The following is a 17,737-nucleotide window of genomic DNA, read 5'->3' as shown; positions in this document are numbered from 1 at the left end:
GTCCGGGCGCGAGGTGGGGGGCTCGCCCTGGGGCTGTGGGCCCCCCAGCGGGCCGATCCACCGCCATCTGCCACTGGACTACCGCGGGCTGACGACCATCCGCCACTGGACTACGTCGCGAGGATGTGGGCGGCGGCGTCGGCCGGGGAGAGGTCGGTGGTGTCGAGGCGGAGGTGGGGGAAGTCCGCCAGCACTTGGTCACCGGGGAGCGTCACCTCCGGGGAGGTGTTCATCGTGAACGCCGCCTCGCGCGCGCGCACGTGCGCCTCGGACGCGGCGAGGTCACGCTTCGAGGGCTTGGCGGCCAGCCGGTCGTGGCCGTCGTTGCGGGCCAACCGCGTGTCGAGGTCGGCGTACAGCTCGACGAAGCGCACCGGGAGCCCGCGGTCGGCGTAGGGCGCGACGAGGCTCCGGAAGTAGGCGGCGTCCCCGTCTCCGGCGAGGTTCCAGACGGTGGTGAAGACCAGGCGTACGTCGTGGACCGCCGCCTCCTCGATCACCCGCCGGCGGAACTCGGCGTTGAGGGTGCGGAAGGCGGGGCTCTGCTGGCCGAAGACCTCGTGCAGCGGCTCGATGGTGTGGTGGTTGTGGAACAGCCGGAAGTCGGAGGCGGCGCACACCGCCCGGCCGACGGTCATCTTGCCGACGGCGGGCGGGCCGAAGAGGACGAGGAGCTCACCGCCGGGCATGTCGCACAGGGTAGGTGGGCCCGACCCACCCGCAGTGAATGTCAAGGAAACTTGACATCGCCTTCGGGGCCAGCCACCATCGTGTCAAAGAAGTCTTACATCACCCCAGGGGGGCACATGACCGAGATCCGCACCAGCTGGCTCCTGGCGGGAGCCGTGGGCATCGTCCTGGCGGCACTCACCGGCACCGTCGCCGCCTATGCCCAGACCGGCGGCATGGACCAGCTCCGCCTGGTGACCTTCGGCGTCATGTCCCTCCCGTGCTGGATCGGGCTCGTGTCACTGCTGCGCGCGAACGACGACCGGCCGGCGCACGACGAGGAGTCGGTCGAGATGCAGTGGATCACCCAGGCGACGAGCGGCGCCTTCCTCGACCTGCTGCTCGTGCTGGGCATCGCGACGACGGCGACGGCCGTGCTCGGCACCGACGCGGTGCCCACCGTGGCCTTCGTCGTCATCGCGATGGCCGACGCCGCGGCGCGCTACGCAATCCTGCAGCGCCGGGAAGGCTGATGCACAACACCCTGAAGTCGCTCCGCGAAAGTGCTGCCATGTCCCAGGCGGACTGTGCCGACGCCCTGGGAGTGAGCCGCCAGACGGTCATCTCCATCGAGAAGGGCCACTTCGACCCGCGCCTCTCGCTCGCGTTCCGCATCGCCGCCCTCTTCGAGGTCCGCGTGGACGAGGTGTTCACGCCGCGGGAGTGAGCGGTGGCACCAAACCACGTTGCACGACCTCGCGGGTGGAGGGTTGGGTGGCGACCATGAACTTCGACGGCATGTGGCTGCCCCAGGACCAGGACCCCCGGATGCAGGAGCAGCCGACGCTCGGCGAGAAAGCGTGCCTGGTGGGCTACCTCGAGCACTACCGCCAGACGCTGGCGCTGAAGTGCGACGGGCTCGACGCGCAGCAGCTGGCGACGAAGTCGGTGCCGCCGTCGAACATCTCCCTGCTCGGGCTCGTACGCCACATGGCGCGGGTCGAGCAGAGCTGGTTCCGCCGGGTGATCGAGGAGCGGATGGACATCCCGCGGCTCTTCCAGGCGGAGGGCGAGGACGCCGGCTTCGACTTCCCCGAGGTCGACGACGACCTGGTCCGCGAGTCGCACGCGCTGTGGCAGGCCGAGATCGCCTACGCCCGCGAGGTCCTCGACCGCACCGACCTCGACACGGTCGTCGACGTGCACGGCGACCCGACCGAGGTCCGCGACATCGTCGTGCACATGGTCGAGGAGTACGCCCGGCACTGCGGGCACGCCGACCTGGTCCGCGAGTGCATCGACGGTCGCACCGGCCAGTAGCCACCCGATGGGGTGGCTTCCGTAGGCTTGTCGGGTGACTGCTGCCTCCGGCTACGGCCTGCTGACCCTGCACGGCGACACCGTCCTCGACGCGTGGTTCCCCTCCCCCGTCCTCGGGACGACCGAGGGCGACCCCTCGGAGGAGCTCGCCTACCTCGACGGCGGTGAGGACGAGCTGCGCGGCGTCACCCGCGTCGTACGCCTGGTGGAGATCGACGACCTGGGCTCCGCCCCGACGAGCACCGAGGACGTCTGGCTGCGGCTCCACCTGCTCAGCCACCGCCTCGTGAAGCCCCACGGCGTCAACCTCGACGGCATCTTCGGCCTCCTCGCCAACGTGGTGTGGACCTCCGCCGGCCCGTGCGCGGTCGAGGGCTTCGAGCAGGTGCGCGCCAAGCTGCGCACCGTCGTGCCCGGTCACGTGGTTCAGGTCTTCGGGGTCGACAAGTTCCCGCGGATGACCGACTACGTCCTCCCCACCGGCGTCCGCATCGCCGACGCCGACCGGGTGCGCCTCGGCGCCCACCTGGCCGAGGGCACGACCGTCATGCACGAGGGTTTCGTGAACTTCAACGCCGGCACGCTCGGCTCCTCCATGGTCGAGGGCCGCATCTCGGCCGGCGTCGTCGTGGGCGACGGCTCCGACGTGGGCGGCGGCTCCTCGATCATGGGCACCCTCTCGGGAGGCGGCAAGGAGGTCGTCTCGGTCGGCCAGCGCTGCCTGATCGGCGCCAACGCCGGCATCGGCATCTCCCTCGGCGACGACTGCGTCGTCGAGGCCGGCTGCTACGTCACCGCGGGCACGAAGGTGACCATCAAGGACATGGACGGCAAGCCGCAAGTGGTCAAGGCGGCGACCCTGTCAGGTGCGAGCAACGTGCTGTTCCGCCGCAACTCGGTCAGCGGTGCCGTCGAGGCAGTGGCGTGGAAGGGCGACGGCATCGCCCTCAACGCCGCGCTGCACGCCAACTAGCCCGGAGCGACCCGTGCCGTCGATGCGTACGGCCGCCGTCGGCGCGGTGGTGGCCCTCGGGGCGGTGGCGGCCGCGTTCGTGCTCGTGGACCGCGGCGGCGTGCCGAGCCTGCTCGACACGAGCGGTTGCACCGCCGAGGTCGACGGCCACACCGTCGAGGTCGACCTCGAGCAGGCGGAGAACGCCGCCCTGATCACCGCCATCTCGATCGAGCGCGGGATGCCGGCGCGGGCCGCGAGCATCGCGCTCGCAACGGCGTTCCAGGAGTCGAAGCTCTACAACATCGACTACGGCGACCGCGACTCCGTCGGGCTCTTCCAGCAGCGCCCGTCGCAGGGCTGGGGCTCGGTCCAGCAGCTGATGGACCCGGTCTACGCGACCAACGCCTTCTACGACGCGCTCGCCAAGGTCGACGGCTACCGCGAGATGGAGATCACCGAGGCCGCGCAGGCGGTGCAGCGCTCGGCCTACCCGGACGCGTACGCCGACCACGAGGAGGACGGCCGCGCCCTGGCCTCGGCGCTCACCGGCAACTCGCCGCGCGCCCTGTGGTGCGACGTGCCGGGCGACGCCGAGGAGGCGACCGACGAGCTCGACGAGAGCGGGCTGGTGCCCCGTGCGACCGTCGTGCGCGAGGAGCTGCAGACGGTCTTCGGCACCCTGTCCCTGGGCGGGTTCGAGCCCGGCGGGATCTCGACGGGCCACATGGAGGGCTCCGCCCACTACGAGGGTCGCGCGATCGACGTCTTCGTCCGCCCGATCAACGCCGAGAACAAGCAGCGCGGCTGGGCGATGGCCACCTGGCTGGTGGCCAACGCCGACCGCCTCGACGTCAACACGATCATCTTCGACGACCGGATCTGGCACGCCGGCTCGCGCTCCGACGACGGGTGGACCGACTACCGCGTGCCGTCGTCCTCGCGCGGCGACCGCCGGATCCTCGAGCACCGCGACCACGTCCACGTCGACGTGATCGACTGACGGAAGATCCGTCTCGCGGGGGAGGCGGACGCCGCGCGCGGCCCGCACAATCCCAGCATGGGTCAATCCATCTTCCAGCCGGGCACCGACGTCCTCACCACCCGCGGACGTGGCAAGGTCGTCGACGTCCGCGCCACGCCCTCCGGCACGTTCGTCTTCGGCGTCGAGGACGCCGAGGGCGAGGTCAACTACTTCACCGAGAAGGCTCTCCGGCTCGCGCAGGACCAGGGCTGAGGGTCAGCAGCGACATCGCCGGCATCGGCAGGTCGTACTCGAGCACCAGGTTGCCGGACGCGTCGGCGGTGACCTCGGAGTCGGGCGCCAGCACGTCGAGGCGGTCGGCCTCGCGCAGCTGTGCCCACTGCTCGTCGGTCGGCCAGGCCTGGTCGGCCTCCCGGATCCGCCCCCAGACGGCCGCGATGTCGGAGTGCTCGTCGTCTACCCGCTCGTGCCGGAGCGTGTACGTCGTCGCCGGCGCGAGGCCGCGCACCTCGACCCGCACGTGGCGGGCCAGCCCCGGGGAGCCGGACGCCTTGGTCTGGTCGAGGGTGAGGTTCCACGTCAGGACGGTCACCTCGCCGGCCTCCCCACGAGCGGCGAGGGACTCCACCAGGGAGTCCGCGCCGTCGCCGGAGGACGAGACGGGCAGCTGCTGCTCGCCGAGCCGCTCGAGCAGGGCCAGCGCCCACCAGCGGGGCTTGCGGAGCTCGCCGACCGTGCGGAGGCCGAAGCCGCCGTGGAGCAGCTCCGGCGGACGCCCGAGCTCCTCGAAGTGGTCGGAGACGACCCAGTAGGACAGCGCCTCGATCCGGCGGTCGCGCATCGCCGAGGCCATCCCGCGGAGCAGGAAGGTGCCGGCGAAGACGGCGTCGCTGATCTCGTAGAAGTGGGTCGGGGTGACGCCCCACTCGGTCCACCAGATCGGCACGCCCTCCCGCCCGTGGCGCTCCAGCGCCGGGCGGAAGTCCAGCGGCGGCGAGCCGTAGGTGTGCGTGGTGACGAAGTCGACCGGGGCGCCGGATTCGTCGGCGTGGGTCAGCAGCTCCTCGACCCAGCCCGACGCGGCGGACGACGGCCCGCCGACCCGGAGCCGTGGGTCGACCGACTTCACGGCCGCGGCGGTGACGTCGTACAGCTTGAGGTACTCCGCCGGGGTGCCGGACCAGAAGACCTCGAGGTTCGCCTCGTTCCACACCTCGAAGGACCAGTGCTCGACGAGGTCCTCGAGGCCGTAGCGGTCGGCGAGGTGCTGGGTGAGGTCGCGGACGAGGTCGTGCCAGCGCTGCCAGTCCTTGGGCGGCGAGACGATCGCGGCGTACTCGAAGACCGTCTTCGACGGGTCGGAGGCCAGGTCGTGCGGCATGAACGACAGCTCGACGACCGGGTAGAGGTCGAGGCTGCGCAGGTGGTCGTAGACCTTGTCGACGCCGGCGAAGTCGTGCACCGGCTCGCCGTCGACCTCGCGGTAGACGGCGTTGTCGTCGTTGAGGATCGCGTGCGCCCGGACGTGGGTGACGCCGAGCTCCCGCCGCGCCGCGGACAGCGCGGAGGTGAGCTCCTCGCCGATCACGCGCCCGCCCACCGTGTCCGTGGAGAGCGCGTACGACAGGTGCTCGCTGCCGATCATCGGTCGCCACGGCCGGTGCAGCTCGCCGGTGGGCCGCGCCGCGTCGACGGAGACCACGACCGGGGTCGACGTCGACGGCAGCGACGCCGCCGACACCGGCCCGGAGAGCTCGCCCTCGACGTGGACGTCGGTGAGCGTCGCGACGCGGTACCACCGCTCGCGCTCCGGCGTGCCGGTCGTGTCGGCGTACGGCGGGTGCGGCACCGCCAGCACGTCGCGGCCGGCGTGGTCGAGCGGCTGGTAGTCCCCGTAGGGCTCGTCGGCGGCGTAGACCTGGTAGCCGACGGCGCCGGGCACCTCGTCCCACGTCAGGGTCACCTGGTGGCCGCCCGCCTCGGCCCGGATCCGGGCCGGCGGGTCGAGCCGGGGCGCGTCACCGCCGAAGGTCGGGTCGGTGCGCTGCCCGATCCGGTTCTCCCAGTCGGTGCGGGCATCGGTGGAGGAGGGGCTGGTCTGGGTCACGTCATCGTCCTTCCGAGGAGAAGACCTCTTCGTGCATGAGCGGGCGCAGCTTCGACTCCATCGCGCCGCGGCTGACGTAGTCGCGTAGGGCGTCGCGGGTCAGGGCGTTGCCGAGGGCGGCGACGACCATGCCCTGGTCGAGGGCGAGGTACTCGTGGGACACCTGCCCGCTACGGGTGCCGATGGCGTCGTAGAAGCCGCCGGGACCGTAGGCGTCGAAGTCCTCACGCAGGTTGGCCAGGTTGGCCAGCGCCTCGCGGGGTGCGTAGCGCAGGGCGAGGAAGGACGCGTGCGGCGTCACCACCCCGTCGCCGTACGTCGTCGGCGCGGGCTCGCCGGCCCGGTCGGGGCAGCCCTCGTAGGGCTGGTCCCAGTCGGTGCGCTCCTGGTCGGAGGTGTAGCCGGGACCGTCCATGCCGAGCGCGTCCACGCCGTACTCGCGGTAGCCGCCGGCCGGGTCGTTGGAGGGCGAGAAGCCCCAGTAGCCGTAGCCGGCCTCGTCCATGCCGTGCTCGATCTGGCCCTGGACGTAGAGCGGGTGGTTCACGCCCCACGAGCGGGGCCCCCAGCGCTCCTCGGGCACGAACAGCGGCACCATCAGCGCCTCGAACATGCTGCCACCCCAGGTGGGGACGACCTTGGTGCCGCGGTAGGGCAGCGTGCCCTCGAAGACGTCGACGCCCTCGTAGCGACGCCACTCGCCCGTCGGCTTCGTCTCGGTCCACGACCAGTCGCAGGTCGGCGGGAAGGTGCGCATGGTGCCGAAGTAGTGGCGCTGCGGGATCTGGCCGGCGGCGATGCCGAGGTAGGACGCCATCCGCGGCTCGGTGTTGAAGGCGCCGTAGTGGTGGCAGGTGAAGTAGACGTCCTCGTCACCGCGGTAGTTGCCGGCGACCGAGCAGCCCGGGGGCGGGTCGACCCAGAAGCCGCCGCGGATCTGGCCGCCGACCTGCGCGGTCGGGTCGGCCGGGTCCTTGCGGACCCCCTCGGCCCCGTTGTAGTAGTAGCCGAAGTCCATCTGCGCCCGGATGGCGCGTGCCTGGCGGGCGAGCTGCGGGATGGCGCGCTCGGTGACGAGAAGGCCGGTGGCCAGCCACGCGTTGTCGACGCTGGAGGCGAAGGGGTGGACCGGGTCGCCGTTCTCCGGCCAGGTCGTGAGCTTCGCGCCGGTCGCCGGGTCGTACCAGTTGTAGAACATGCCCGACGGCTCGTGCTTCTCCAGCCCGGCGACCGTGCGCAGCGTCGTACGGACGCGCTCCGTGGCCTCGCGGCGGGAGATCAGGCGGGTGTCGCGCGCGACGACGGTGCTCCAGAGGTAGGCGCCGATGTTCGTCGGGGAGGTGTACGTGCTGCGCGACGCCTCGTCGAGGCCGCCGCCGATGTTGTCGGCGGGCAGGCCCGTGGACTCGTCGGTCATCGCAGCCATGGAGTCCCAGCTGTCGGCGAGGTAGCCCTCGAGGACGGCCCGGGTGGAGCCGTTGCCTGCGGAGGGGTCGGCGGACTGGTCCGGGGTGGGGCCGCGGTCGCCGGCCGTCGCCGCAGGGGTGGACGACACGGCCAGCAGGGTGGCCGTGGCGGCGCCGACGACCGCGGCGGTCAGGGGTGAGCGGAGCTTCAGCGTTCTCATGGGGGTGGTGCCTCCAGTCCCGAGTGGGGGGCGGTGGGTTACTTGATTCCGGTCATGGCGATGCCCTGCATGATGTGGCGCTGCAGGACCAGGAAGATGGCGAGAACGGGCAGCACGACGACGACGGAGCCGGCGAGCAGGAGCCCGTACTGGGTGGCGTTCTGGCCGACGGCGTAGAGCGCGAGCGCCACGGGCAGCGTGTACTTCTCCTCCGTCTGCGCGACCACGAGCGGCCAGAGGAAGTTGTTCCACGAGGTGAGGAACGTCAGGATCCCGAGCGTCGCCAGCGCCGGCCCGCACAGCGGCAGGATCACCGAGAAGAAGATCCGCAGCTCGCCGGCGCCGTCGATGCGGGCGGCCTGGATCAGCTCGTCGGGCAGCGACTGGATGTACTGCCGCATCAGGAAGACGCCGAACGGTCCGGCGAGGAACGGCAGGATCATCCCGAGCAGGGTGTTGGACAGCCCGAGGTTCGTGGTCAGCACGAAGAGCGGCACGAACGTCACGACGCCGGGGATCATCATCGTGCCGAGCACGATCCCGAAGAGCGCTCGCTTGCCCGGGAAGTCGAGCTTGGCCAGCGCGTAGCCGAGCATCGAGCAGAACACCATGTTGCCGGCCGTCACGGCCAGCGCGACGATCGCCGAGTTCATGAAGTACGTCGGGAAGTCGAGCTTGGTGAAGAGGGTGTCGTAGTTCTCGAGGGTCATCGTCTCCGGCCACCATGTCGGCGGCACGGCGCGTGCCTCGGCCTCGGGCTTGATGCTCGAGAGGACCATCCAGAGGAACGGCAGCACGACCAACACCAGTCCTCCGCCGAGGACGGCGTACAGCCACCTCGGCGTACGACGCCAGGCCCCGCCCTCGCGGGACGCGGGCGGCTGCGTGGTGTTTCCCACGCGCTCGTCGACGACGGTCATCGCTTGGCCTCCCTCTCGCCGAGCCAGCGGAACTGCGCCCAGGTGAGCAGCACGACCGCGAGGAACAGCAGGTAGCTGGCCGCGGCGGCGTAGCCGTAGTTGCCGAAGCCGAACTGGTCGTAGGTGAAGTAGGTGATCGAGCGGGTCGAGTCGAGCGGGCCGCCCTTGGTCATCACGAAGGCCTCCTCGAAGAACTGGAGGTAGCCCAGGCCGGTGATCACCGCGCCGAAGAGCAGGGTGGGCCGGAGCATCGGGAGCGTCACGTGGCGGAAGCGGGACCAGCCGCTGGCGCCGTCGACCTCCGCCGCCTCGTTGACCTCGGCCGGGATCGTCTGCAGGCCGGCCAGGAAGATCACCATCAGGGTGCCGAAGTTGCGCCAGACGGCCATCAGGACCAGCGAGGGCAGCGACAACGTCGTGCTGTCCAGCCAGCCGGGGCCGTCGATCCCGACCCAGCCGAGGACGGTGTTGAACAGCCCGCCGTTGTCCCGGTAGAGGTACTTCCAGACCACCGACACGGCGACGATGCTGGTGACGACGGGCAGGTAGTAGCCCACGCGGAAGAAGCCGCGGAACCGCTCGATGCGGTTGATGCCGACCGCGACGGCCAGCGCCACCGCCATCGTCAGCGGGACCCCGAGCAGCAGGTAGAGCAGCGTGTTCAGGGTGACCTTGCGGAACAGCGGGTCCTGCACGAGGTTCGCGTAGTTCTCCAGGCCGACGGGCTCCACCGCGAACGGGTCGCGGATGTCGGTGCGCCGCATGTCGGTGAAGCTCATCCCCAGGCTGGCGAGCACGGGGCCGAGGCTGAACACCACGAACAGCAGGACGAACGGCAGGGCGAGCACCCACGCGGCGACCGCCTGCTGCTGCCGCGTCGGGTCGACGTGGCGAGAGGGCGTGCCCCGCTCCGGCGCCCGGGTCTTCCCGGACGCCGGAGGGGCGCTGGTGGAGGCGCTCATGTCACAGACCGGTGCCGATCTGGGCGGCCTGGCGCTGCATCTCGGCCACCGCGTCCTCGACGGACGTGTCGCCCTTGGTCGCCTTCTCGACCTCGCCGTCGATCACCGTGGCGACCTCCTCCCACGTCGGCACCGCCGGCGGGGCGAGGGCGTGGTCGAGCTGGTCGCCGAAGACGCTCAGCTGCGGGTCCTCGGCGAGCTCGCCGGAGTCCCAGGCGGCGGAGACGGCCGGCAGGTCGCCCATCTCCTCGTAGAAGTCCTGCTGGGTGCCGGGGTCGGCGAGCCACTGCACGAGCTTCCAGGCGCTCTCCTTGTTGTCGGAGTCGGCGAAGACCGCGAGGTCACCCCCACCGACGAACGACGTGCCCGGGCCGCTGTCCTTGCCGGGCAGCGGCGCGACGGCGTACTGGTCCTCGGTCACGCCCTGGTCCTCGACCAGGCCGGTGTGCCACGGGCCGGAGATGAACGAGCCGTAGGTGCCGTCGGCGAAGCCGCTCTCGAGCTCACCGGCGTCGAGCAGGCGGGTCGGGGAGATGCCCTCGTCGAAGTAGCCCTTGTAGTACTCCAGCGCCTCGGTCATCTCGGCGCTGTCGAGGGTGTACTCGGTGCCGTCCTCGTTGGTGACACCGGCGCCGTTGGACCAGGCGAAGGGCAGCATCGTCTGCCACGAGCCGGTGCCGCCGGCCGGGAGCTGGATGCCGTACTCGGCGCTGCCCTTGTCCTGCAGGTCGGTGGTGAACTGCTTGAGCTCCTCCCACGTGGCCGGCGGCTTGTCCCAGCCGGCCTTCTGGGCGAGGTCCTTGCGGTAGTAGAGGACGCGCGTCTCGACGTACCAGGGGACGCCGTACGACGTGCCGCCCACCTCGGTGCTGCCCCACGCTCCCTCGAAGAAGTCGGAGGACGAGACCAGGTCCTCGGGGAGCGGGTCGAGGCCGCCGGCCTCCGCGAACTCGCCCATCCACGTCGTGCCGACCAGCGTCACGTCGGGCGTCTCGCCCGCGGCGATGGCGTTGGCGATCTTCTCGTGGGCGCTCTCCCACGGGACCGCGGTCACCTCGACCTTCGCGTCGGGGTTGTCCTCGGTGAAGGCCTTGGCGAAGTCGCCGAGGACCTCGCCCTCGGTGCCCATCGCCCACACCTCGATGGTGCCGGTGGCCTTGCCCTCGTCGATGGCCTCGCCCTGCTCGGCGGGGCCGTCGCTGCCGGAGTCGCGGCCGCAGGCCACGAGCGCCAGCGAGGCGAGCCCGAGGACGGCGCCCGCGCGTGCGGTGCGTCGGATGGTGGTGGCGGTCATGTTCTTACCTTTCGCGGGGGGAACTGCTGGATCGAACGATGAGCTCGGTGGGGAGCACCTGGTGGCGCGGCTCGGCCCGGCGACCCTCGATGAGGTCGTCGAGGAAGCGCGCCGCCGTGGCGCCCAGGTCGTGGAGGGGCTGCCGGACGGTGGTCAGCTCGGCGTAGCGGGCGGCCATGATGTCGTCCCAGCCGGTGACGAGGACGTCGCGCGGGGCGACGACGCCGCGGGTCCGCAGCGTGGTCATCAGCCCGAGGGCGAGCTCGTCGTTGGCGCACGCGATCGCGTCGGGGAGGTCGCCGGGCTGCTGGCAGAGGTCCTCCCCCGCTCGCGCGCCGCCCTGCTCGTCCATGTTCGCGACCGGGAGCACCCGGACCTCGACGCCCGCCGCGTCGGCGCCGGCGCTGATCCCGGCGAGGCGCTCGGCGACGTCGGGCGCGCCCTCGGGGTCACCGAGGAAGGTGATCGACCGGGCACCCGACTCGACGAGGTGGGTGGCGAGGGCCTCGGCGGTGGACCGGTTCTCGGCCCGGACGGAGTCGACGCCCGGGAGCGCGGGACGGGCCGCGGTCACCAGGGGTACGCCGCGCTCCGCCAGGCCGACCAGGACCTCGTCGGAGACGGTGTGGCCGGCCAGCACCACGAGGCCGTCGCAGCGGCCGGCGAGCCGGGTGATCATCTCGGCCGCGGCCGGCCGGCCGTGCGTGGCGAGGATCAGGACCGCGCGGCCCAGTTCGGCGGCGACGTCCTCGTAGCCGAGGACGACCTCTGCGTAGTAGGGGCCGGACAGGTCGGGGAAGACGATGCCGTTGGCGGCGTGCCGGCGCTCGGCCAGCTGGCGGCCGAGGTGCGAGGGCGTGTAGTCGAGCTCGCTGGCCGCGGTCTGCACCCGGTGGAGGGTCTGCTGGCTGACGACCGAGGGATCCCGCATCGCCCGCGAGACGGTGGCGATGGAGACGCCGGCCCGCCGGGCCACGTCGCGGATCGTCGACGCCATGCCACTCCCTCTGATCGGTGAAACCGGTTACTGAAACCGGTTACACGGTGACCCTGGTCACAGGGTTCTGTCAACCCCTCCCCCGACGGAGCGGTGGCCCACCTACATTCGGGACGCTCGGAATGTGGGTCGACCACCGCCGCACGTCGTGTCCTGGACGCCACGCCCACGGGCGGTGGTCCACCTACATTCGGCCGGCCGGAAATGTGGGTGGGCCACCGCTCGTGCGACGGGCGTACGTCAGGCGGAGAGGCGGGCGACCGCGGCGTCGATGCGCTCGTCGGTGGCGGTGAAGGCGACCCGGACGTGCTCACGGCCGGCGCGGCCGTAGAACTCGCCCGGCGCGACCAGGATGCCCAGCCCGGCGAGGTCGGCCACGGTCTTCCAGCAGTCCTCGCCGCGGGTGCTCCAGAGGTAGAGCGAGGCCTCGGAGTGGTCGATGCGGAAGCCGGCCCGCTGGAGGGCCTCCTTCAGCTTCGCCCGGCGGGCGGCGTAGCGGGCGTGCTGCTCGACGGCGTGCGCGTCGTCGTCGAGGGCGGCGATCATCGCGCGCTGCTGGGGGCCGGGCATCTGGAGGCCGAGGTTCTTGCGGACGGCGAGCAGCTCGCCGACCAGGGCGGGGTCGCCGGCGACGAAGGCGCAGCGGTAGCCCGCGAGGTTGGAGCGCTTGGACAGCGAGTGGACGGCGAGGATGCCGTCGAGCGAGCCGCCGTTGACCTGCGGGTCGAGGATCGAGAGGGGCTGCTCCCCCTCCCACGCACACTCGACGTAGCACTCGTCGGAGACCAGGATCGTGCCGCGCTCGCGGCACCAGTCGACGACCTTGCGCAGGTGGTCGAGCGGCAGCACGCGTCCGCTCGGGTTGGCCGGGCTGTTGAGCCACAGCAGCCTCGGCGTGCGCGGGCCGAACGCCGTGAGCGAGTCGGTCGCCAGGCTCTCCGCGCCCGCCAGCGCGGCACCGACCTCGTACGTCGGGTAGGCCAGCGCGGGGTAGCCGATGAGGTCGCCGGCGCCGATGCCGAGGTGCACGGCCATCGAGCCGATCAGCTCCTTGGAGCCGATCACCGGGAGGACGCCGTCGAGGCCGAGCCCGGTGACGCCGTGGCGCCGGGCCAGCCAGTCGATGGCCGCCTGCCGGGTCGCCTCGAGGCCGATCGTGGTCGGGTAGCCCGGCGAGTCCGCGGCCGCCCGCAGCGCGTCCTGGACGACCGCGGGCGTCGGGTCGACGGGGGTGCCGACCGAGAGGTCACAGACCCCGTCGGCGTGGGCGCGCGCCGTCGCGGCGTACGTCGTGAGCTTGTCCCAGGGGAAGTCCGGGAGCCGGCCGGAGACCGGCAGGGACGTCACTCGTCGTGCTCCTGCGGGGGCAGCGCGGCGACGAGCTCGTGGTCCTTGTCGATGACGCCCATCTTCGCGGCGCCACCGGGCGAGCCGAGGTCGTCGAAGAAGTGGACGTTGGCGTCGTAGTAGCCCTTCCACTCCTCCGGGGTGTCGTCCTCGTAGAAGATCGCCTCGACCGGGCAGACCGGCTCGCAGGCGCCGCAGTCGACGCACTCGTCGGGGTGGATGTAGAGCATCCGCTTGCCCTCGTAGATGCAGTCGACGGGGCACTCGTCGACGCACGCGCGGTCCTTGAGGTCGACGCACGGCTGGGCGATGACGTAGGTCACCAGGTCCTCCTGAACACGGATCGGGCACGGATGGGGAACGTGTCGCTCCACTCTAGTATCCGGGAGTGCCCGATCCGTCAGAACCCCACACCGGCGAGACCGGAGTGGGCCACCACACGCTCGGCCCGCACGTCGTCGGGCAGCGGATCGTGGTGCGCCACCTGCTCCCCGACGGTCGCGCGACCGACGTCCTCGGCACCTGTACGGCCTGGGGCGCGGACACGATCACCATCGACCGCGACGGGCACGGTCCGGTCGTCGTCCGCCTCGCCGACCTGGTGACCGGCAAGCCGGTGCCGCCCCGCGCCTCCGTGCGGGCGCGGGTCTCGCCGCGCGAGGTGGAGCTGCACATCGGAGCGCTCTGGTCCTCGATCGAGACCGAGCCGCTGGGCGACTGGCTGCTGCGCGCCTCCCCTCCGCACGGGGGTCGGCTGCGCCGCCGGGGCAACTCGGCACTGGCGATGGACGAGCCCGGCATCGGCTGGGCGGACGCGGCGTTCCGCGTGCGGGAGTTCTACGCCGCGCGCGAGCAGGCGGCGTACATCCAGGTCCAGGGGGGGTCGCAGGTCGAGCAGACCCTCGCACCGCTGGGGTTCTCCTCGCTCGGCGACGGCGACGCGCACGCGCAGCTGGCGTCGGTGGCGCGCGCCCTCCGGTCCGTACGACAGGTCGCACCCGACGTGCCCGCCGAGATCGACGATTCGGCGAGCGCGGTCGTGGTGAGCCTCGACGCCGGCGCCGCCAGCGGTCGCGGTGTCCTGTCCGGCGACTGGCTGCTCGTCGAGAGCCTCCTCGTCGACCCCGGTGAGCGGCGTCGCGGGCTGGGTACGGCGCTGCTCGCGGAGGTGCTCGACTGGGGTGCCTCGCGCGGCGCGACCACGGCGATGCTGCACGTCGAGACCGTCAACGACGCAGCGATCGCGCTCTACGAGCGGCACGGCTTCGTCACCCACCACACCAACCGCTACCTCGTGGGCAGCTGACCTCGTCCGCAAATGGGTTGCCGGTCGCGCGGGGGCCGACGCACCATTCCCTCGACGACCGCGGGGCCTGACACACCCCCTGCAACCCGGCAGCGCAGCGGCGTCCGTGCGTACGACGTCACCGACGAGAGGCCGGACCATCTCCGTCCGGCGAAGGTGTGGTGGCACCGCGACCTAGCCCCCGCCCACACCTCCAGGGCCTCATCCACCTGGAGGAACACATGAGAACGCTCTGTACGTCGCTCGCCACCGCCGAGCCCGGCTCGGCCGTCACGCTCGAGGGCTGGGTGCACCGGCGCCGCGAGCTCGCCCGCGTCACCTTCGTCGTGCTGCGCGACCGCAGCGGCCTGGCCCAGGTCGTGCTGCCAGCCGGGACCGAGGTGCCACCCGAGGAGACCGTCGTCCGGGTCACCGGGACCGCCACGGCCAACGCCCAGGCGCCGGGCGGCGTCGAGGTCACCGAGGCGGCGGTCGAGCCCCTCACCGAGCCTGCCGCGACGCCGCCGGTCGAGCTGTGGCGGCCGACCCTGGACGCGTCGCTGCCGACGCTGCTCGACCACGCGCCGGTGCTGTGGCGGCACCCGGCGCAGCGGGCACTGTGGGAGCTGGCGGCAGCCTCCCTGAAGGGCTTCCGGACCACGCTCGACGGGCTCGGCTTCACGGAGGTCGCGACGCCGAAGCTCGTCGAGTCGGCCACCGAGTCGGGGGCGAACGTCTTCCCGGTCGACTACTTCGGGCGACCGGCGTACCTCGCCCAGAGCCCGCAGTTCTACAAGCAGCAGCTCGTCGGCGTCTTCGAGCGGGTCTACGAGGTGGGGCCGGTCTTCCGCGCCGAGCCGCACGACACGGTCCGCCACCTCGCGGAGTACCGCTCGCTCGACGTCGAGCTCGGCTTCATCCGCGACCACCGCGACGTGCTGGCCGTGCTGCGCGAGGTGCTGGCCGGCATGGTGGCCTCGGTCGCCGACTGCGAGGAGGCCGTCGCACGCACCGGGGCCCGGCTGCCGGTCGTGCCCGCGGAGATCCCGGTGATCCACTTCGCCGACGCCCTCGCCCTGGTCGGCGCCCCCGCCGACGAGCCCGACCTCGCCCCCGAGCACGAGCGCGCGCTCGGCGCCTGGGCGCTGGCCGAGCACGGCAGCGACTTCCTCGCCGTCGAGGGCTACCCGATGGCCAAGCGACCGTTCTACACGCACCCACAGCCGGAGGACCCCGTCCACTCGCGGTCGTTCGACCTGCTGTTCCGGGGGCTGGAGCTGGTCACCGGTGGGCAGCGCCTGCACGTCGCGTCGACGTACGAGGAGGCGCTCCGCGCGCGGGGCGAGGACCCGGCGGACTACCTGGCGTACCTCCAGGCCTTCCGACACGGGATGCCGCCGCACGGCGGGTTCGCGATCGGGCTCGAGCGGTGGGTCGGCCGGCTGGTCGAGGCGGCCAACGTCCGCGAGGTCACGCTCTTCCCGCGCGACCTGCACCGCCTCTCGCCGTGATCATTCATCCACGGCGTCGGGGTTGGTGCAGATGACCGTGTCGCTCGGCGTGTACGTCGTGTGGAAGACCTCGTCGTCGCGGGTCTCGGTGTTGCCGTTGACCGGCTCGAAGTAGCGCGTGACGTCGATGTCGAAGCCGCCGAAGCCCTCGTTGGGGTGGCAGGTCAGCGAGTCGATCCGGCGGGTCTTGTGCTTGGTCAGGTTGTAGCGCTCACCGGTGGTCGTGGTGATGTCCCAGTACTTCGTGGAGTACATCGATGCGGTCACCACGCCCGACGACGTCGGCGTCGACGGGGTCACGCTGGTCTGGATGAGGACGCCGTAGGGGGTGTCGTTGGTGAAGCGGAGGTCGACGGCACCCCAGGCGACCGTCGCCTCGCGGCCGATCGGGTAGCGGTCGATGTAGAAGGAGTGCGGCTTGTGCTCGACGTCCTCGAGACCGGCGAAGAACATCGCGTTGAAGAGCGTCGTCGCCATCTGCGAGACGCCGCCGCCGAGGTCCTGGATGAGGATGCCGTCGCTGATGACGTAGCCCTTGGTGAAGCCGTTCGCCACGGTCCGCTCCCCCACCGTGTCGTTGAGGGAGAACGTCTCGCCGGGCTTGAGCAGCGTGCCGTCGATGATCTCGGCGGCGCGGCCGATGTTGACGTTGCGGTACTCCGCGTAGGGGAAGTACGTCGTGAAGGTGGAGACCCGCTCGGTGACCTTCAGTGCCCGGGCGTCCTTGGTGGTGAAGTCGGGCTTGGCGACCTTGGCGTCCAGGGTGATCGTGCGCTCGCCCTGCGGCTTGGCGACGGCCTCGAGGAAGCCCGCCTCGAGCTGCTGCGGGTCGAAGGTCACGCCGGGCTTGGCCGGCACGACCTGCGGCTTGCCGCCGACGAGCGTGACGGTGGCGTCCTGCGGCGCCCCGGCCGTCACCTTCGAGCCCACCACCTCGGTCAGCTTGCCGGGGTCGAGGGTCGGCACCAGCTCACCGTCGGTCGGCACCAGGCTGAGGGCGGCCGTGTAGTCGGCCGGGAAGACCTTGACCGACGACCCCTCGAAGTTCAGCGTCACCGGGGCCGCGACGGCCGGCGAGGCGAAGCCGTCGAGCGCCTCCTCGACGTCGGAGCCGTCGATGTCGGGCTGCACCGTGGCCATCTCGAGGGCCACCTCGTCGGGCGTCTCGGCGAGGAACGCCGACTCCAGCGCGGCCAGGGTGTCGGCCGGGTCGAGGGCGGCGCCGGTCCGGGCGTCGGTGGTCACGATGCGCTCGCCCTCGAAGGCGATCGCGCCGTCCCGCGCGGCGGCGCCGTGCTGCTCGTCGAGCTGGGCGAGGTAGGCGTTGTAGGTCGCGTCGTCGACGGTCACCTCGGCCTCGGTGTCGTCACCGCCGGTGAAGTAGTTCCAGAGGCGGACCGGGTCCCAGCTCTCCGCGCCGCCGGCCTCGGCCACCGAGGCGTCGTAGTCGACGCCGAGCCCGGCCTCGGCGGGGTCGATCGCCACCGCCTGGCCCTCGACGGTCGTCGCGATGTCGCGTGCGACCTTGTCAGCCAGCCCGGCGCGCAGCACCTCGGCCGCCTTGCCCTGGGAGTGGCCACCGATGCGGACGCCGGAGACGGTCGTGCCGCGCGGGACCTTGTCGCCGGCGACGTAGTGCGCGGCGACGTACGCCCCGCCGAAGAGCACCACGAGGCCGAGCAGCAGCCACACGACGACCCTGGCTCCGGCCTTCTCGCGGGGCTGCCCGTCACTGCGCTGGTTCTTCGGCACGCCGCGAGT

The 17,737-nt window shown here is 71.8% G+C and carries 18 protein-coding genes; 8 read left to right on the top strand and 10 right to left on the bottom strand.

From position 1 onward, the window contains the following. Positions 1-110: 110 nt before the first annotated feature. Positions 111-689 (bottom strand): hypothetical protein, encoded by a 579-nt coding sequence (locus tag ACE3QY_RS11575; RefSeq protein WP_374456177.1) that lies wholly within the window; start codon positions 687-689, stop codon positions 111-113. Between the two features lie 117 nt (positions 690-806). Here ACE3QY_RS11575 and ACE3QY_RS11570 point away from each other — a divergent pair, with 117 nt between their 5' ends. The 6 genes from ACE3QY_RS11570 to ACE3QY_RS11545 are packed head-to-tail and all read left to right on the top strand — an operon-like array spanning position 807 to position 4,178. Continuing rightward, entirely contained in the window at positions 807-1,202 is a 396-nt protein-coding gene (locus tag ACE3QY_RS11570) for a hypothetical protein (protein ID WP_374456176.1), read from the top strand. Then, complete coding sequence (locus ACE3QY_RS11565; protein WP_374456175.1) at positions 1,202-1,396, top strand: helix-turn-helix transcriptional regulator; 195 nt, start codon at positions 1,202-1,204, stop codon at positions 1,394-1,396. The genes ACE3QY_RS11570 and ACE3QY_RS11565 overlap by 1 nt, the downstream gene beginning before the upstream one ends. Before the next feature lie 56 nt (positions 1,397-1,452). Further along, the gene (locus ACE3QY_RS11560; protein ID WP_374456417.1) at positions 1,453-1,989 is read left to right on the top strand and encodes a DinB family protein; all 537 of its coding nucleotides are present in this window, start codon (positions 1,453-1,455) and stop codon (positions 1,987-1,989) included. Positions 1,990-2,023: 34 nt separating this feature from the next. Continuing rightward, positions 2,024-2,962, top strand: coding sequence for a 2,3,4,5-tetrahydropyridine-2,6-dicarboxylate N-succinyltransferase (gene dapD / locus ACE3QY_RS11555; protein ID WP_374456174.1), 939 nt, complete (start codon positions 2,024-2,026; stop codon positions 2,960-2,962). A gap of 22 nt (positions 2,963-2,984) precedes the next feature. Then, on the top strand, positions 2,985-3,944 hold the full coding sequence (locus tag ACE3QY_RS11550) for a hypothetical protein (protein WP_374456416.1): 960 nt from the start codon (positions 2,985-2,987) through the stop codon (positions 3,942-3,944). A 57-nt stretch (positions 3,945-4,001) separates the two neighbouring features. After that, positions 4,002-4,178 (top strand): hypothetical protein, encoded by a 177-nt coding sequence (locus ACE3QY_RS11545; protein WP_374456173.1) that lies wholly within the window; start codon positions 4,002-4,004, stop codon positions 4,176-4,178. On the opposite strand, the gene ACE3QY_RS11540 is transcribed toward ACE3QY_RS11545, so the two are convergent. From ACE3QY_RS11540 to fdxA, 8 genes are all read right to left on the bottom strand, one after another. Continuing rightward, entirely contained in the window at positions 4,138-6,033 is a 1,896-nt protein-coding gene (locus ACE3QY_RS11540; protein WP_374456172.1) for a glycosyl hydrolase, read from the bottom strand. The genes ACE3QY_RS11545 and ACE3QY_RS11540 overlap by 41 nt on opposite strands. A gap of 1 nt (position 6,034) precedes the next feature. Next, on the bottom strand, positions 6,035-7,660 hold the full coding sequence (locus tag ACE3QY_RS11535; RefSeq protein WP_374456171.1) for a glucoamylase family protein: 1,626 nt from the start codon (positions 7,658-7,660) through the stop codon (positions 6,035-6,037). Between the two features lie 38 nt (positions 7,661-7,698). Continuing rightward, on the bottom strand, positions 7,699-8,580 hold the full coding sequence (locus tag ACE3QY_RS11530) for a carbohydrate ABC transporter permease (protein WP_374456170.1): 882 nt from the start codon (positions 8,578-8,580) through the stop codon (positions 7,699-7,701). Further along, positions 8,577-9,542, bottom strand: coding sequence for a carbohydrate ABC transporter permease (locus tag ACE3QY_RS11525; protein ID WP_374456169.1), 966 nt, complete (start codon positions 9,540-9,542; stop codon positions 8,577-8,579). The genes ACE3QY_RS11530 and ACE3QY_RS11525 overlap by 4 nt, the downstream gene beginning before the upstream one ends. Position 9,543: 1 nt before the next feature. Then, positions 9,544-10,836, bottom strand: a complete 1,293-nt coding sequence (locus ACE3QY_RS11520) for a sugar ABC transporter substrate-binding protein (protein WP_374456168.1) — start codon at positions 10,834-10,836, stop codon at positions 9,544-9,546. A 4-nt stretch (positions 10,837-10,840) separates the two neighbouring features. Next, complete coding sequence (locus ACE3QY_RS11515) at positions 10,841-11,833, bottom strand: LacI family DNA-binding transcriptional regulator (protein ID WP_374456167.1); 993 nt, start codon at positions 11,831-11,833, stop codon at positions 10,841-10,843. 240 nt (positions 11,834-12,073) lie between these two features. Continuing rightward, positions 12,074-13,180, bottom strand: a complete 1,107-nt coding sequence (gene dapC / locus ACE3QY_RS11510) for a succinyldiaminopimelate transaminase (RefSeq protein WP_374456166.1) — start codon at positions 13,178-13,180, stop codon at positions 12,074-12,076. Next, a complete protein-coding gene (gene fdxA, locus ACE3QY_RS11505) occupies positions 13,177-13,503 on the bottom strand; it encodes a ferredoxin (RefSeq protein ID WP_056604759.1) in 327 nt (108 codons plus the stop codon). Before fdxA ends, dapC begins: the two co-directional genes overlap by 4 nt. A 65-nt stretch (positions 13,504-13,568) precedes the next feature. Between fdxA and ACE3QY_RS11500 the strand changes: the two genes are divergently transcribed. Further along, entirely contained in the window at positions 13,569-14,486 is a 918-nt protein-coding gene (locus ACE3QY_RS11500; RefSeq protein WP_374456165.1) for a GNAT family N-acetyltransferase, read from the top strand. 221 nt (positions 14,487-14,707) lie between these two features. Then, the gene (gene aspS, locus ACE3QY_RS11495; RefSeq protein ID WP_374456164.1) at positions 14,708-15,976 is read left to right on the top strand and encodes an aspartate--tRNA(Asn) ligase; all 1,269 of its coding nucleotides are present in this window, start codon (positions 14,708-14,710) and stop codon (positions 15,974-15,976) included. Here the strand turns inward: aspS and ACE3QY_RS11490 are convergent, their stop codons facing one another. Next, the gene (locus ACE3QY_RS11490; protein ID WP_374456163.1) at positions 15,977-17,728 is read right to left on the bottom strand and encodes a VanW family protein; all 1,752 of its coding nucleotides are present in this window, start codon (positions 17,726-17,728) and stop codon (positions 15,977-15,979) included. Positions 17,729-17,737: the final 9 nt, after the last annotated feature.

The sequence above is a fragment of the Nocardioides sp. genome, assembly GCF_041913365.1.
In the GTDB taxonomy this organism is placed as follows: domain Bacteria; phylum Actinomycetota; class Actinomycetes; order Propionibacteriales; family Nocardioidaceae; genus Nocardioides.
The sequence above is the reverse complement of the archived record's forward strand: the minus strand, read 5'-3'. Positions and strand labels throughout refer to the sequence as shown.